This window comes from Kitasatospora sp. NPDC101183 (genome assembly GCF_044767945.1).
Taxonomy (GTDB): domain Bacteria; phylum Actinomycetota; class Actinomycetes; order Streptomycetales; family Streptomycetaceae; genus Kitasatospora.
Window position 1 is genome coordinate 1 of record NZ_JBIWOW010000028.1, and the last position, 14,618, is coordinate 14,618.

Annotated in this window: 10 protein-coding genes; 2 read left to right on the top strand and 8 right to left on the bottom strand. The window is 71.6% G+C overall.

Annotated elements, in window-relative coordinates; all coding sequences use genetic code 11:
• Window positions 1-127: 127 nt before the first annotated feature.
• The 3 genes from ACIRRS_RS30950 to ACIRRS_RS30960 are packed head-to-tail and all read right to left on the bottom strand — an operon-like array spanning window position 128 to window position 2,877.
• Window positions 128-934 carry an amino acid ABC transporter ATP-binding protein gene (locus ACIRRS_RS30950; RefSeq protein WP_402977697.1) on the bottom strand — a complete coding sequence of 269 codons (807 nt, stop codon included), beginning with the start codon at window positions 932-934 and terminating at the stop codon, window positions 128-130.
• Window positions 931-1,902, bottom strand: a complete 972-nt coding sequence (locus tag ACIRRS_RS30955; RefSeq protein ID WP_402977700.1) for an amino acid ABC transporter permease — start codon at window positions 1,900-1,902, stop codon at window positions 931-933. Before ACIRRS_RS30955 ends, ACIRRS_RS30950 begins: the two co-directional genes overlap by 4 nt.
• A 36-nt stretch (window positions 1,903-1,938) precedes the next feature.
• Entirely contained in the window at window positions 1,939-2,877 is a 939-nt protein-coding gene (locus tag ACIRRS_RS30960; protein WP_402977703.1) for an ABC transporter substrate-binding protein, read from the bottom strand.
• Between the two features lie 908 nt (window positions 2,878-3,785).
• Between ACIRRS_RS30960 and ACIRRS_RS30965 the strand changes: the two genes are divergently transcribed.
• Both ACIRRS_RS30965 and ACIRRS_RS30970 read left to right on the top strand, forming a co-directional pair.
• Entirely contained in the window at window positions 3,786-4,982 is a 1,197-nt protein-coding gene (locus ACIRRS_RS30965) for an NADP-dependent malic enzyme (protein ID WP_402977706.1), read from the top strand.
• Window positions 4,983-5,063: 81 nt separating this feature from the next.
• Complete coding sequence (locus tag ACIRRS_RS30970; RefSeq protein WP_402977709.1) at window positions 5,064-6,026, top strand: zinc-binding dehydrogenase; 963 nt, start codon at window positions 5,064-5,066, stop codon at window positions 6,024-6,026.
• Between the two features lie 68 nt (window positions 6,027-6,094).
• On the opposite strand, the gene ACIRRS_RS30975 is transcribed toward ACIRRS_RS30970, so the two are convergent.
• The 5 genes from ACIRRS_RS30975 to ACIRRS_RS30995 form a co-directional block, all read right to left on the bottom strand.
• Entirely contained in the window at window positions 6,095-7,162 is a 1,068-nt protein-coding gene (locus ACIRRS_RS30975; RefSeq protein ID WP_402977712.1) for a PadR family transcriptional regulator, read from the bottom strand.
• A gap of 1 nt (window position 7,163) precedes the next feature.
• The gene (locus tag ACIRRS_RS30980; RefSeq protein ID WP_402977715.1) at window positions 7,164-8,078 is read right to left on the bottom strand and encodes a DUF4097 family beta strand repeat-containing protein; all 915 of its coding nucleotides are present in this window, start codon (window positions 8,076-8,078) and stop codon (window positions 7,164-7,166) included.
• A gap of 180 nt (window positions 8,079-8,258) precedes the next feature.
• Window positions 8,259-8,438, bottom strand: coding sequence for a DUF6104 family protein (locus tag ACIRRS_RS30985; protein WP_402977718.1), 180 nt, complete (start codon window positions 8,436-8,438; stop codon window positions 8,259-8,261).
• A 32-nt stretch (window positions 8,439-8,470) separates the two neighbouring features.
• Window positions 8,471-10,462 carry a protein kinase gene (locus tag ACIRRS_RS30990; protein ID WP_402977721.1) on the bottom strand — a complete coding sequence of 664 codons (1,992 nt, stop codon included), beginning with the start codon at window positions 10,460-10,462 and terminating at the stop codon, window positions 8,471-8,473.
• A 232-nt stretch (window positions 10,463-10,694) separates the two neighbouring features.
• Complete coding sequence (locus ACIRRS_RS30995) at window positions 10,695-14,441, bottom strand: multifunctional oxoglutarate decarboxylase/oxoglutarate dehydrogenase thiamine pyrophosphate-binding subunit/dihydrolipoyllysine-residue succinyltransferase subunit (RefSeq protein WP_402977724.1); 3,747 nt, start codon at window positions 14,439-14,441, stop codon at window positions 10,695-10,697.
• Window positions 14,442-14,618: the final 177 nt, after the last annotated feature.

Sequence of the window (14,618 nt, forward strand, 5' to 3'; positions counted from 1 at the left end):
GCCCCCCCCCGGGGGGGGGGGATCTCACCCCCGGTGGCGGGGGGGACCCGCACCCCGGCAGGCCCCCCGTCCCAAACCGGGGGGGGCGGCCGCGCCCCCCCCCGCCCGTCCGTACGCGGAGCGCCGTTCAGAGCACCTTGGAGAGGAACGCCCTGGTCCGCTCGTGCTGAGGGTTGCTGAGCACCTCGCGGGGGTTGCCGGACTCGACGACCACGCCGCCGTCCATGAAGACCAGCGCGTCGCCGACCTCGCGGGCGAAGCCCATCTCGTGGGTGACGACGATCATCGTCATCCCCTCCTCGGCCAGCCCGCGCATGACGTCCAGCACCTCGCCGACCAGCTCCGGGTCGAGCGCCGAGGTGGGCTCGTCGAAGAGCATCAGCTTGGGCTTCATGGCCAGCGCCCGGGCGATGGCCACGCGCTGCTGCTGGCCGCCGGAGAGCTGGGAGGGGTAGTTGCCGGCCTTGTCGGCGAGGCCGACCCGCTCCAGCAGGGCCATCGCCCGCTCCCGGGCCTCGCCCTTGCCCTCCTTCTTGACCTGGACCGGGGCCTCCATGACGTTCTCGACGGCCGTCATGTGGGGGAACAGGTTGAAGCGCTGGAACACCATGCCGATGTCCCGCCGCTTGAGGGCGACCTCCTTGTCGCGCAGCTCGTGGAGCCGGTCGCCCTTCTGCCGGTAGCCGACGAGCTCGCCGTCGACCCACAGGCGCCCGCCGTTTATCTTCTCCAGGTGGTTGATGCACCGCAGGAAGGTCGACTTGCCGGAGCCGGACGGCCCGACCAGGCAGAACACCTCGCTCTGCTTGACCTCCAGGTCGATGCCCTTGAGCACCTCGACCAGGCCGTACGACTTGTGAACGCCCTCGGCCCGGACCATCGGCTCGGCGGCGGCCGGTGCGGAGTCGGCGGGGGTCTTGGTCAGATCGGTCATGCGTGACCACCTCCCTCGAGCCCCGGGACGACGTCGTGCTCCTTCGGGGCTGGCTTTCCGGCGAACAGTCGGCGCAGCCGTTGCAACGGCGTCGGCGGCAGCGTTCGGTTCGCACCACGAGCGTAGTGCCGCTCGATGTAGTACTGCCCCACGGTGAGGATCGAGGTCATGATCAGGTAGTAGATGCTGACCGCGACCAGGACCGGGATCGTCTGGAAGGTGCGCGAGTAGATGTCGTGGCCGGCCGTGAACAGCTCGGTCAGCGAGATGACCTGGACCAGCGAGGTGGTCTTCAGCATCGAGATGGTCTCGTTGCCGGTCGGCGGGATGATCACCCGCATCGCCTGCGGCAGCACGATCCGGCGCAGCGTGGCCGCCCGGCTCATGCCCAGCGCGTGCGCGGCCTCGCTCTGGCCCTCGTCGACGGACTGGATGCCGCCTCGCACGATCTCCGCCATGTACGCGGCCTCGTTGAGGCCGAGGCCGAGCAGCGCCGCGGTGAAGGTCGGGATGAGGGTGTTGGTGTTCTCGGACCAGAACGACGGCCCGAACGGGATGCCGATCGAGAGGTCCTGCCAGAGCGAGCCCAGGGTGTTCCAGAACACCAGCTGGACCAGCACGGGCGTGCCTCGGAACACCCAGATGTAGAACCAGGCCGTCCCCGACAGCAGCGGGTTCGGCGAGAGGCGCATGATCGCCAGGAGCACGCCGCCGACCACGCCCATGAGCATGGCGAACAGGGTGAGTTCGAGGGTCGTGCCGATGCCGGAGAGGATCGTGTCGTCCTGCATCGTGTCGCGGACGACGTCCCACTTGAACGCGGGGTTGTAGATCAGGGCGTGGAGCAGCATCGCCGCGAGGACGAGGACGACGAGGGCTCCGGCCCAGCGTCCGGGGTGGCGGACCGGGACGGCCTTGATGGGATCGGGCCGTCCCGGCTTCGCCAGCCCCTGGTCTGAAGGATTCACAGTGGGTGGCCTCGGGGGGTGTGGTGGAGCGGAGGATCAGCTCTTGGCGGCGTTGATCTCGGACTTGTCGATCGCGCCGGCCGAGACGCCCCACTTGTTGAGGATCTGCTTGTAGGTGCCGTCGTCGATCAGCGACTGGACGGCGCCCTGGACGGCCTTGGAGAGCGGCGAGTTCTTGTCCAGGACCACGCCGTAGGGCGCGCTGTCGTAGGTGTCGCCGATCTTCTCCAGCTGGCCGTTGGTCTGCTTGAGCGCGTAGTCGATGACGGGCGAGTCGGCCATCATCGCCTGGTCGCGGCCGGCGAACAGGGACTGGGTGACGTCCGTCTGGAGCGGGAACTTGTCACCGTCGTTGGGGATGGTGGGCTTGCCGGCCTTGACGCAGTCCGGGTTGCGGGTGTCCTTGATCTCGTCGGCCTGGGTGGTGCCGGTCTGGACGGCGACCTTCTTGCCGCAGAGGTCCTTGGGGTCGATCTTGTCGGGGTTGCCCTTCTTGACCGCGATGGCGCTGCCCGCGGTGAAGTAGGTGACCATGTCGACGGTCGCCTCGCGCTCCTTGGTGTCGGTGAAGGAGCTCATGCCCACCTGGTACTTCTTCGCCGAGATGCCCGGGATGATCGAGGTGAAGTCCGCGTTCTGGACGTCGGCCGTCAGGCCCAGCTTCTTGGCGATGGCGTCGGCCAGGTCGACGTCCATGCCGACGATGTTGCCCTTCTCGTCCTTGAACTCGTTGGGCGCGTACGAGGCGTCGGCCGCGACCACGAGCTTGCCCGCCGACTTCACGTCGGCCGGGACGAGGTCGGCCAGCTTCGGGTCGGCCGTCACGGCGCCGACGGTGGCGCTCGGGTTGGTGCCGGCGCCGGCGGAGGAGCCGGAGGAGGACTTGCTGCTGCCGCAGCCGGTCAGGACGAGGGAGACGCAGGCGGCGACCGCACCGGCCGCGAGGAGCCGGGTGCGCTGGGTACGGGCGGTCATGAGGGGGATCTCCTCCTGGGGAGAGAGGTCGGGCGGAGCGCGCCGCGGGAGCGGCGCACCGGGGCAGCAGGCCGTACGGCGCCGTACGGGTGGTGTATTCGGCTGTACGTCTGTACGTCGTCGTACGTGCGGGGCCTGGTGATGCAGTGCCTGGACGCGGGGGCGCGCAGGGGCGTGCGGGGTACTGCGTCCGCCACCCTCCGCCGAGGTGGACGTTGACCTGAACCGCCTCGACCAGTGGTCGGCTCGATCCGAGATGGGGGGAATCCTGCCATCAGACGACGGTCAGGTGGCCCTCATTCAGATCAAAATCGGATAACGAGGGCGCACAGTGTCCGCTATTCGGACCAATACCGTGGCCCTGTCACCCTCCGTATAAGTATGCGGATCATCCGTGGCCCGGCCCGGAGGCCCGCCGCCCGGTGCCGCGGGAGGGTGTGCCAGAATTCGGTACCCGGGTGACCCCCGGACGCTCGAACCGGACCGACGAGCCCCGACAGGCTCGGGGTGCCCGGGAACGGAAGTCCATCACGAGGCTCCGTATCCATGGCACCGGCTCCCTGGACCGCGTTCACTCCCGCGGGTAAGCGTGCCTCCTCGCCGTTGCCGCCGCCGGAGCCCCGGCTCGTGTTCAAGCCGGGCCCCAGTGACGCGACGGCACGGCGATGAACAGTGCGCGACGAGGACGAAAAGGCATAGGTGCGATGCCTCCGTCCGACTTACGCTCGGCCCCGGAAGCACTCATCAGACCAACAGACCCCATAACCCTCATCCGAGGGCGCCGCCCGGCGGCTGCGCCCCGACCCCGCCCCCGGGTCCGCTTCGGCGTACCCGGTTTCCGGTTTCCCGGACGGGTCGACCAGTCCGTCGGCCGCGCACCTCGCCAGATCAATGACGAAGAGGTCATCGTGGCAGCGGAGATCATCCACAGCAGCACCCAGGACACCGACGATCCGGTCGACGCCGTTTTCGCGCTCCACCGCGGCGGCAAGATGGAGATCCGGTCGACCGTCCCGGTGCGCGACGCGGACGACCTGTCCCTCGCCTACACCCCCGGTGTCGCACGGGTCTGCACCGCCATCGCCGAGCAGCCCGAGCTGGTCGACGACTACACCTGGAAGTCGAACGTCGTCGCGGTGGTCACCGACGGCACCGCCGTGCTCGGCCTGGGCGACATCGGCCCCGAGGCCTCGCTGCCGGTGATGGAGGGCAAGGCGATCCTGTTCAAGCAGTTCGGCGGCGTCGACGCCGTGCCGATCGCGCTCGCCTGCACCGGGGTCGACGAGATCGTCGAGACCGTGGTGCGGCTGGCGCCCTCCTTCGGCGGCGTCAACCTGGAGGACATCTCCGCCCCGCGCTGCTTCGAGATCGAGCGCCGGCTCCAGGAGGCCGTGGACATCCCGGTCTTCCACGACGACCAGCACGGCACCGCGATCGTCACCACCGCCGCCCTGTGGAACGCGGCCAAGGTCACCGGCCGCGAGGTCGGCTCGCTGCGGGCCGTCATCTCCGGCGCCGGCGCGGCCGGCATCGCCATCGCCAAGATGCTGGTGGCCGCCGGGATCGGCGACGTCGCGGTGTGCGACCGCAAGGGCGTCGTGTACGAGGGCCGCGGCGACCTCACGGACGTCAAGGCCGAGATCGCCGGGCTGACCAACCGCACCGGCCTCAAGGGCAGCCTGGTCGAGGCGATGGCGGGCGCGGACGTCTTCATCGGCGTCTCCGGCGGCACCGTCCCGGAGGAGGCCGTGGCGACCATGGCCGAGGGCGCGTTCATCTTCGCGATGGCCAACCCCACCCCGGAGATCCACCCCGAGGTCGCGCACAAGTACGCGGCGGTCGTCGCCACCGGGCGCAGCGACTTCCCGAACCAGATCAACAACGTGCTGGCCTTCCCCGGCATCTTCGCGGGCGCCCTCCAGGTCCGGGCCTCCCGGATCACCGAGGGCATGAAGCTGGCCGCCGCCAAGGCGCTGGCGGGCGTGGTCGCCGACGAGCTGACCCCGCAGAAGGTCATCCCCTCCCCGTTCGACGAGCGGGTCGCCCCGGCGGTCACCAAGGCCGTCGCCGAGGCCGCCCGGGCCGAGGGCGTGGCCCGGGTCTGAGCCCGTCCGGTGAGGCCGGGACACGCGTCACACCGTCGCGTGCTTCCCGGCCTCGGCCGTGCCGGGCTAACGTCCGGAGGCATGTTCGCCGCCTACGCCGCACGCATCGACCCCGACGACCCCCTCAGCGCCCTGGAACTCGGGGACCTGCCCGAGCCGCAGGCCCGTCCGGGCTGGAGCGTGGTCACCGTCCGGGCCGCCAGCCTCAACCACCACGACCTCTGGTCGCTGCGCGGGGTCGGCCTGCCCGCCGGGCGGCTGCCGATGATCCTCGGCTGCGACGCCGCCGGGGTCGACGAGGACGGCAACGAGGTCGTCCTCCACTCCGTGATCGGCCAGAGCGGCCACGGGGTGGGCCCGGCCGAGCCGCGCTCGATCCTGACCGAGCGCTACCAGGGCACCTTCGCGCAGAAGGTGGCCGTGCCGACCTGGAACCTGCTGCCCAAGCCCGCCGGGCTCAGCTTCGAGCAGGCCGCCTGCCTGCCCACCGCCTGGCTGACGGCCTACCGGATGCTGTTCACCAACGCCGGGGTCCGGCCCGGGGACACCGTGCTGGTGCAGGGCGCCGGCGGCGGGGTGTCGACCGCGCTGGTCGTCCTCGGCAAGGCCGCCGGGCTGCGGGTCTGGGTCACCGGACGGGACGGCGCCAAGCGGGAGCGGGCCCTGGAGCTGGGCGCGGACGCGGTGTTCGAGAGCGGCGCCCGGCTGCCCGAGCGGGTGGACGCGGTGATGGAGACCGTCGGCGCCGCGACCTGGTCGCACTCGGTGAAGTCGCTGCGCCCGGGCGGCACGATCGTCATCTCCGGGGCGACCTCGGGGGCCAACCCGAGCGCCGTCGAGCTGAACCGGATCTTCTTCCTGGAGCTCAGGGTGGTCGGCTCCACGATGGGCACCAAGGAGGAGCTGGCCGGGCTGCTCGCCCTGTGCGCCAACTCCGGGGTGCGGCCGGTGATCGACAGTGTCCTGCCGCTGGCCGAGGCCCGGGAGGGCTTCGCCCGGCTCGCCGCCGGGGACCTCTTCGGGAAGATCGTGCTGAACCCCTGAGTCACTGAGCCCCTGAACACGCCAGTGGTCCGGTGCCTCCCCCCGGAGGCACCGGACCACCCGGTGCGTCAGCCCAGCAGACGCCGCAGTCGCTCGCCTGCGGTGCCCAACACCGTCCGGGCGTCCGCGAGTTGCTCCTCGCTCACGCCGCCGTCGCGGGCCGCGTCGCGGACCTGGTCGCGGAAGCGGTCGAGCAGCCGCTCCAGCTCGCGGGCCGGGTCCCCGTCGGGGTCGGTGTGCGCCCAGGCCGGCAGGTCGGCGGGTGCGGCCGGCTCCTCCTTGTCCAGGTCGACCCTGGTCACGGTGATCCGCTCGGCCGGGGCGGAGGGCGGCGACGGCGGGGACGGGGGAGAGGGCGGGGAGGCCTCGCCCGCCGGGTGGCCCCAGCGGGCCGCGTCGGCCAACCCGGCCAGGCCCTTGGTCAGTTCGGACAGGCCCTCGGCCAGCCCCGTCGGCCAGTCGCCCTTGGCGGCGTGCTCGCGCACCTGCTGCTCGACCCGGCGCTTGATCCGCAGCGCCTCCTGCTGCGCCGCCGTGCGCGAGGCCTTGGCCTCCTCGCGCAGCCGACGGGCCTCCTCCTCGGCGGCCTTCGCCTTGGCCTTGGCCGCCTTCTCCTGCTCGCGGGCCCGCTTGGCCTGCTCCTTGGCCTGCCGCTTGAACTGGGTGAACTCCTCCTTGGCGCGCTGCCAGGACTCGTTGTCCCCCCACGGGCCCGCCCAAGGGTCCCCGCCCTCGGCACGGTCGGGCCGCGGCGCCTGGCCGGCGGCCTTCCACAGCTCCTCGCGCAGGTTCTTGGCGCTGTCCCTGACGTCCTCGCGGATCGCCCCGGCCAGCTGCGCCACCGAGTCGTGGATCTCCCGCTCCAGCTCGTCCAACTCGACCTTCCGGGCCTCGAGTTCGGCCCGGCCGGCGTCGGTGAGCCGGTAGACCTTGCGGCCGCCCTCGGTGCTGTGGCTGACGAGGCCCTCCTGCTCCAGCTTGGCCAGGCGCGGGTAGACCGTCCCGGCGGAGGGGGCGTACAGGCCCTGGAAGCGCTCCTCCAGCAGCCGGATCACCTCGTAGCCGTGGCGGGGGGACTCGTCGAGGAGCTTGAGCAGGTAGAGCCGGAGCCGGCCGTGGCCGAACACGGGGGTCATCTCAGGCCTCCTTGGTGAAGTCGGGGCCGGCCGGCTTGTCGGCCGGGGCGGTGAGCTCGCGGACCACGGGGGCCTCGTCCTCGGTCTCGGGGCGGCGCAGCACCGTGACGGCGCCGGAGACGGTGGTGACGTTGAGGCTGCCGCGGCCCTCGCCGAGCTGGCCCGACAGGCGCTTGGCGCCCCAGCTGCCGGCGACCTTGAGCTGCTCGAAGGTGCTGGTGATGTCGCCGCTGGTGGAGCCCGCCTCGACCTTGGCGTCGGCCAGGGAGGGGATGCGGACGGCGACGGCGCCGCTGACGGTGTTGACCTTCACGTCCGTCTCGGCCGCGACGTCGAGGTCCAGGGTGACGGCGCCGGTCACCGAGTTCACCTGGACGCGGTCGGCGGTGCCGGCCACCACGGTCAGCCGGCCGGAGGCGGTGTTGACCTTGAGCCGGCCGGCCACGGACTGGGCGTCCACGTCGCCGCTGACGGTGTTGGCGTCCGTCCGCCCGGACAGGCCGACCAGGGTGGCGTCGCCGCTGAGGCTCTGCACCGAGACGTGCTCGGCGAAGCCGGAGACGGTGGTGCCGGCGGAGACGGTGCCGACCTTGACCTCGGTGCCGGCAGGGACGGTGACGGTGACGCCGACGACCCGCTTGTTGCGCAGGGCGGAGAACCAGGTCTTCACCGAGTCCATCGACTTGAGGACGTTGCCGAAGTCGTTCCAGCTGTTGATGTCCTTGTACGTCACGGTCAGGACGCCGTCCACCAGCGTCACGTGCAGCGGCTCGCCGCGCAGCTCCGTGACCTCCAGGCGGGCGGGGCCCTCGGCGGCGACCACGTTGACCGTGCCGTCGATGACGCGCACGTGGAGCGCCCGGACCGCCTCGTCGACGGTGATCCTCTCGGGTCCCTCGACCGTCCACTGGTTCATCTCTGCCGCCTCCCGTCGCGGATCGCGATGTATCGCGTTCTCTTGTAAAGACGATATATCGCGTGCCGGGAAAAGCAAGCGGTTCCGCCCCGGAGACGAGCCCGGACGCGACCCCTACGGGAGAACGCGAGGGCCCCCGGAGGCGGCTGCCTCCGGGGGCCCTCGTCGGGGTGCCTCAGGTCACTCGTCGTCCTCGTCGTCGAGGCGCGCCAGCCAGGTGGCCAGCCGCTCGACGGGGACCTCGAAGTCCGGGTTGAGGTCGACGAACTCGCGCAGGCGCTCGGCCAGCCACTCGAAGGTGACCTCCTCGTCGCCGCGCCGGTTCGCGAGTTCCTCGATGCCGCGGTCGGTGAAGTACACGGTTCGCTCCGGTCCGGTGGGGATTGACCTGGTCAGGATACGGGCTGGTCGTTCGCCCGCCAGGTGCTGACCGTGACCGAGGTCCCGCCGCCGGTGGTGTCGACGGCGTCGATGGCCGCGACCGCGATGTTGCGGGTGACCCGGTCGCGGATGCAGAGCAGCCGGCCCGCCGTGACGCGGTTGAAGCTCAGGTCGGTGTCGGGCCGGGAGTCGATGGCGGTGGCGCACTGCTCGGGGGTGACCGTGGGGTCGGTGATCAGCGCGAAGTCGGAGGCGTCGTCGCCGAAGCCGTAGAAGGTGTCGGCCTTGCCGCCGCAGCAGTCCTTCTTGCCGACGCCGAAGCCCCACTTCAGCTTGGTCTGGCGGGGGACGACCTTGCCGGAGTCCAGGTCGATCCGGTAGGCGTCGCTCGCGTCGTTCGCCGCGGGGACGGCGAGGGAGACCTTGGTGAGCGCGGCGGTGTAGCCGGTCGGCCGGGCGGGGGCCGAGACGGTGCTCCTGGGGGTCTTCGAGGGCGAGGCGGTCACCGGCGCGTTGGAGACGGCGCCGGAGCCGGCCGACGGGTCGCCCGCGGCGGCCGCCGGCGGGTTGGCCGTCCCGGCCGCCGGGGCCTGGGCGGAGCTGCCGGTGTCGCTCTTCTTGCCGTCGTCGAGCTTCTTCATCAGGGCGACGCCGCCCGCGGTGCCGCCGATCGCCATCACCAGGGCGACGGTGAGCAGCACCTTCCAGGACACCCCGCCCTTGCGCTTCGGCTCGGTTGCCGGGGCGACGGCGGTCACCACCGGCGCGGGCGGCGGGGTGTCGGCGGCCACCGCCGGCTGGGCGGCGAGCTGGAGGGTCGGGTGGGCGGGCGGCACCGGGGCGGTGGGCGCCTCGGTGGCGGGCTGCGGAGGCCCGTACGAGCCGACCGGCGGCGGGGTGAAGCCGGGCGGCGGGGTGGCGGGCTGCTGCGGGGCGGTGACGGTCACCGGGTGCGTCGCGTGCTGGACGGGCGCGGCGGCAGGCGGCGGGGGAGTGGCGGGGGCCGGGGGCGTCGTCGGTGCGGCGGGAGGAGCGGCGGGCGCGATCAGCACCGGGGTGGGGGGAGTCTTCGGGAGGTTCGAGCGGCGGGTGATCTCGGTGTTGACCTGGCGCGGCAGCCAGTCCTCGCCGAAGCGCAGCTGCCCGCCGACCTCCGGGTGGTTGCGGGCGACGCCGATGATCTCGGCGGGCGTCGGCCGGTCCTCCGGGGACTTCGCCAGGCAGCGCTGGACCAGCTCCCGCAGGTCCTCCGGGACGCCGGTGAGGTCGGCCTCCTCGTGCACCACCCGGTAGAGCACCGCGGTGTCGGGGCCGTCGCCGAAGGGCGCGGTGCCGCCGGCCACGTACGCGGCCAGGGCGCCGAGGGCGAACACGTCGGTGGCCGGGGTGACGGCCCGGCCCTGGGCCTGCTCGGGGGCCATGAAGGAGGGGGAGCCGATGCGGTACCCGGTGCCGGTCAGGGCGGTGGCGTCGGCGGCGCGGGCGATGCCGAAGTCGATGACCCGGGGGCCGTCCCCGGCGACCAGCACGTTGGCCGGCTTGAGGTCGCGGTGCACGACCTCCACGCTGTGGATGGCCTGGAGCGCCTCGGCTATGCCGCCCATGAGCAGCAGCACGGTGCGCACCGGCAGGGCGCCGTGCTCGCGCACCACCTGCTGCAGCGACGGACCGGGGACGTACGCGGTGACCAGCCAGGGGGCGTCCGAGTCCAGGCCGCCGGAGTCGATGACCTGCGCCGTGTACAGCCCGTGGATGCGCTGGGCGCTGCTGACCTCCTGTGCGAAGCGGCGGCGGAACTCGCCGTCCTCGGCGAACTCGGGGCGCACCACCTTGAGCGCGACGGGGCGGCCGCCGGGGGTGTACGAGAGGTAGACGCGGCCCATGCCGCCGGCGCCGAGCCGGGCGAACAGCCGGTAGCCGCCGACCTCCCTGGGGTCGTCGGGCAGGAGCGGTTGGAAGACCGGCGGGAGCTGGCCGGCGTCCCGGGGAGTGTCGGCGGTCATGTGGTGAGGTCCCCCTGAGTGCTGTGAGGTCGTACGGCCGGGCCGCGGGCGCGAAGACGGGCGCCGGACGGTCGCCATGGCGAGGCATAACCTATCGACCTGTCAGGAGGGCGTGCACCGGGGATTCGCATCGGTTGCACAACCGTGAACTGCGTACGCCGACGGCCCCCGTCCTCCCTGGTGGGGAGGGCGGGGGCCGTCGGGCGTCAGGACGTCGGCGCGGGGGCCGTCGTCAGAGCGAGAACACCTCGTCCACGAGGGCCGCCTGCTCGGCGCCGTGGCGCTTGGCCGAGCCGACCGCGGGGGCCGAGGAGGCCGTACGGGCGACGCGGCGCAGACGGGCGTCGCCGCCGCTGCGGCCGATGACGACCTGGAGGTGGTCGACCAGGTTCATCGCGATGAACGGCCAGGCGCCCTGGTTGGCCGGCTCCTCCTGCGCCCAGATGAACTGGACGTTGTCGCCGTAGCGGGCCAGCTCCTCCTGGAGCTCGGCCACCGGCAGCGGGTAGAGCCGCTCCATGCGCACGATCGCGGTGTCGGTGACGCCGCGCTCCGACCGGGCCGCGGCCAGGTCGTAGTAGAACTTGCCGGAGGTGATGACGACCTTGCGGACCTGCGCCGGGTCGACGGTGTTGTCGCCGATGACCGGGCGGAACGAGCCCGACAGGAACTCCTCCGCCGCACTCGCCGCGGCCTTCAGGCGCAGCATCGACTTCGGGGTGAAGACGATGAGCGGCTTGTGGTGCGGGTTGTGCGCCTGCCAGCGCAGCAGGTGGAAGTAGTTCGACGGCAGGGTCGGCATGGCGACCGTCATGTTGTCCTGCGCGCACAGCTGGAGGAAGCGCTCCGGGCGGGCGGAGGAGTGGTCCGGGCCCTGGCCCTCGTAGCCGTGCGGCAGGAGCAGGGTGACGCCGGAGTGCTGGCCCCACTTCTGCTCGGCGGAGGCGATGTACTCGTCCACGATGGTCTGCGCGCCGTTGACGAAGTCGCCGAACTGCGCCTCCCACATGACCAGCGCGTTCGGGCGGGTCAGCGAGTAGCCGTACTCGAAGCCCATGGCCGCGTACTCCGACAGCAGGCTGTCGTAGACGGTGAAGCGGGCCTGGTCCTCGGTGAGGTACTGCAGCGGGGTGTAGTCCTCGCCGGTCTTGCGGTCGATCAGGACGGCGTGCCGCTGGCCGAAGGTGCCGCGGCGGCTGTCCTGGCCGGCCAGGCGGACCGGGTGGCCCTCCATGAGCAGCGAGCCGATGGCGAGGGCCTCGCCCGTCGCCCAGTCGATGGTGTTGTCCTCGACCGAGGCGGCGCGGCGCTGCAGCTGCGGCAGCAGGCGCGGGTGGACGGTCAGCCAGTCCGGGTGGTTGACCTGCGAGGCGGCGATCCGCTTGACCATCTCCTGGGAGATGCCGGTCTGGATGGCGACCGGGAAGTTCGCGACCGGGCGGGCGGCGGCGGCGTCGGCCGGAGCCTGGGCGGCGTCGCGGACCTCGGCGAAGACCTTCTCCAGCTGGCCCTGGAAGTCCTGGAGCGCCTGCTCCGCCTCTTCCATGGTGATGTCGCCGCGACCGATCAGGCCCTCGGTGTACAGCTTGCGCACCGAGCGCTTCTTGTCGATCAGGTCGTACATCAGCGGCTGGGTGAACGACGGGTTGTCGGCCTCGTTGTGACCGCGGCGGCGGTAGCAGATGAGGTCGATGACGACGTCCTTGTGGAACTCCTGCCGGAACTCGAAGGCGAGCCGCGCGACGCGGACCACGGCCTCCGGGTCGTCGCCGTTCACGTGGAAGATCGGCGCCTCGATCATGCGGGCCACGTCGGTGCAGTACATCGACGAGCGCGAGGACGCCGGGGCGGCGGTGAAGCCGACCTGGTTGTTGACCACGAGGTGGATCGTGCCGCCGGTGCGGTAGCCCCGCAGCTGCGACATGTTCAGGGTCTCCGCGACGACGCCCTGGCCGGCGAAGGCCGCGTCGCCGTGGACCTGGATCGGGAGCACCGGGAAGGTGGTACCGCCCTGGTCGAGCACGTCCTGCTTGGCGCGGACGATGCCCTCGACGACCGGGTCGACCGTCTCCAGGTGGGAGGGGTTCGCGGCGAGCGAGACCTTGATGGTCTCGCCGTCCAGGCCGGTGAAGGTGCCCGCGGCGCCCAGGTGGTACTTGACGTCGCCGGAGCCGTGCATCGACTTCGGGTCGAGGTTGCCCTCGAACTCGCCGAAGATCTTGCCGTACGGCTTGCCGACGATGTTGGCGAGCACGTTCAGGCGGCCGCGGTGGGCCATGCCGATGACGGCCTCGTCGAGGCGGTGCTCGGCGGCGGCGTCGATCGTGGCGTCCAGCAGCGGGATGAGGGACTCGCCGCCCTCCAGGGAGAACCGCTTCTGCCCGACGTACTTGGTCTGCAGGAAGGTCTCGAAGGCCTCGGCGGAGTTCAGGCGGCGGAGGATCCGCAGCTGCTCCTCGCGCTCGGGCTTCGAGTACGGCTTCTCCAGGCGCTCCTGCAGCCACTTGCGCTGCTTCGGGTCCTGGATGTGCATGTACTCGATGCCGACGGTGCGGCAGTACGTGTTGCGCAGCAGGCCGAGGATGTCGCGGAGCTTCATCATCTTCTGGCCGCCGAAGCCGCCGACCGCGAACTCGCGCTCCAGGTCCCACAGGGTGAGGCCGTGGGTGGTGACGTCCAGGTCGGGGTGCTTGCGCTGCTTGTACTCCAGCGGGTCGGTGTCGGCCATGAGGTGGCCGCGGACCCGGTAGGAGTGGATGAGCTCCATGACGCGGGCGGTCTTGTTGACCTCGTCGTCGTGGGTGGTGGCGACGTCGGTGGCCCAGCGGACCGGCTCGTACGGGATCCGCAGCGACTCGAAGATCTCGTCGTAGAAGCCGTTCTCGCCGAGCAGCAGGCGGTGGATCTCGCGCAGGAACTCGCCCGAGGCCGCGCCCTGGATGACGCGGTGGTCGTAGGTCGAGGTCAGCGTCATGATCTTGGAGACGCCCAGGCGCGAGAGCGTCTCGGGGGCGGAGCCCTGGAACTCGGCCGGGTACTCCATGGCGCCGACGCCGACGATGGTGCCCTGGTTCTGCATCAGGCGCGGCACGGAGTGCACGGTGCCGATGCCGCCGGGGTTGGTCAGCGAGACCGTGACGCCGGTGAAGTCGTCCATGGTCAGCTTGTTGGCACGGGCCCGGCGGACGATGTCCTCGTAGGCCTGCCAGAAGCCGAAGAAGTCGAGCGTCTCGGCCTTCTTGATGGCCGCGACGACCAGCTGGCGGTCGCCGTTCGGCTTGACCAGGTCGATGGCCAGGCCGAGGTTGACGTGCTCCGGCTTGACCAGGAAGGCCTTGCCGTTCTCCACCTTGTAGCTGTGGTTCATGCCCGGGGAGGCCTTGATGGCCTGGACCAGGGCGTAACCGATCAGGTGGGTGAAGGAGACCTTGCCGCCGCGGGCGCGCTGCAGGTGGTTGTTGATGACGATGCGGTTGTCGATCAACAGCTTCGCCGGGACGGCGCGGACCGAGGTCGCGGTCGGCACCTCCAGCGAGGCGTCCATGTTCGTCGCGACGGCCTTCGCCGGGCCGCGCAGCGGGACGAGCTCGGGGCCGTCCTGGGCGGCGGCGGGAGCGGCCGGAGCGGCGGCGGCCTTGGGGGCCGGGGGCGCGGCGGGGGCTGCGGCGAGCGGTGCGGCCGGGGCCGGCGCCGGAGCCGGGGCGGCCGGCGCGGCGGGGGCGGGTGCGGCCGGAGCAGCAGCGGCGGGCGCGGGGGCGGCGGCGGGGGTCGGCGTGGTGCCGACCGGGGTCGCGGCCTGGGTCACTGGGGTCACCTCGGTACCGGGCTTGTAGTCGGCGAAAAAGTCCCACCAGGCTCGGTCGACCGAGTTCGGGTCCTGGAGGTACTGCTGGTAGATCTCGTCGACGAGCCACTCATTGGGGCCGAAGCCAGTGGAGCTTGCCGAGCTGTTGGGGGTTTCTTGGGACTGTGGCGACACGGCGGCAACCGCCCTCTTCCGCTTCCTTTTGGGATGTTTGGACAGCGGGGATTAAGGCTACGCCCCTGACCAGTGATCGCGCAGTCCCCGGGCCCCAGGCGTCGCCCAGATCACAGTCCTGACCTGCACTTTGGCTGAAAAAGTGCGTTAGGAAGCCGTATCTGAGGGGAACTGACC

Excerpts from the sequence above, each read along its gene's own strand:
- ACIRRS_RS30975 (WP_402977712.1), bottom strand. The coding sequence starts at position 7,162 with ATGACCCCCGTGTTCGGCCACGGCCGGCTCCGGCTCTACCTGCTCAAG.
- ACIRRS_RS30960 (WP_402977703.1), bottom strand. The coding sequence starts at position 2,877 with ATGACCGCCCGTACCCAGCGCACCCGGCTCCTCGCGGCCGGTGCGGTC.
- ACIRRS_RS30990 (WP_402977721.1), bottom strand. The coding sequence starts at position 10,462 with ATGACCGCCGACACTCCCCGGGACGCCGGCCAGCTCCCGCCGGTCTTC.
- ACIRRS_RS30950 (WP_402977697.1), bottom strand. The coding sequence starts at position 934 with ATGACCGATCTGACCAAGACCCCCGCCGACTCCGCACCGGCCGCCGCC.
- ACIRRS_RS30970 (WP_402977709.1), top strand. The coding sequence starts at position 5,064 with ATGTTCGCCGCCTACGCCGCACGCATCGACCCCGACGACCCCCTCAGC.
- ACIRRS_RS30980 (WP_402977715.1), bottom strand. The coding sequence starts at position 8,078 with ATGAACCAGTGGACGGTCGAGGGACCCGAGAGGATCACCGTCGACGAG.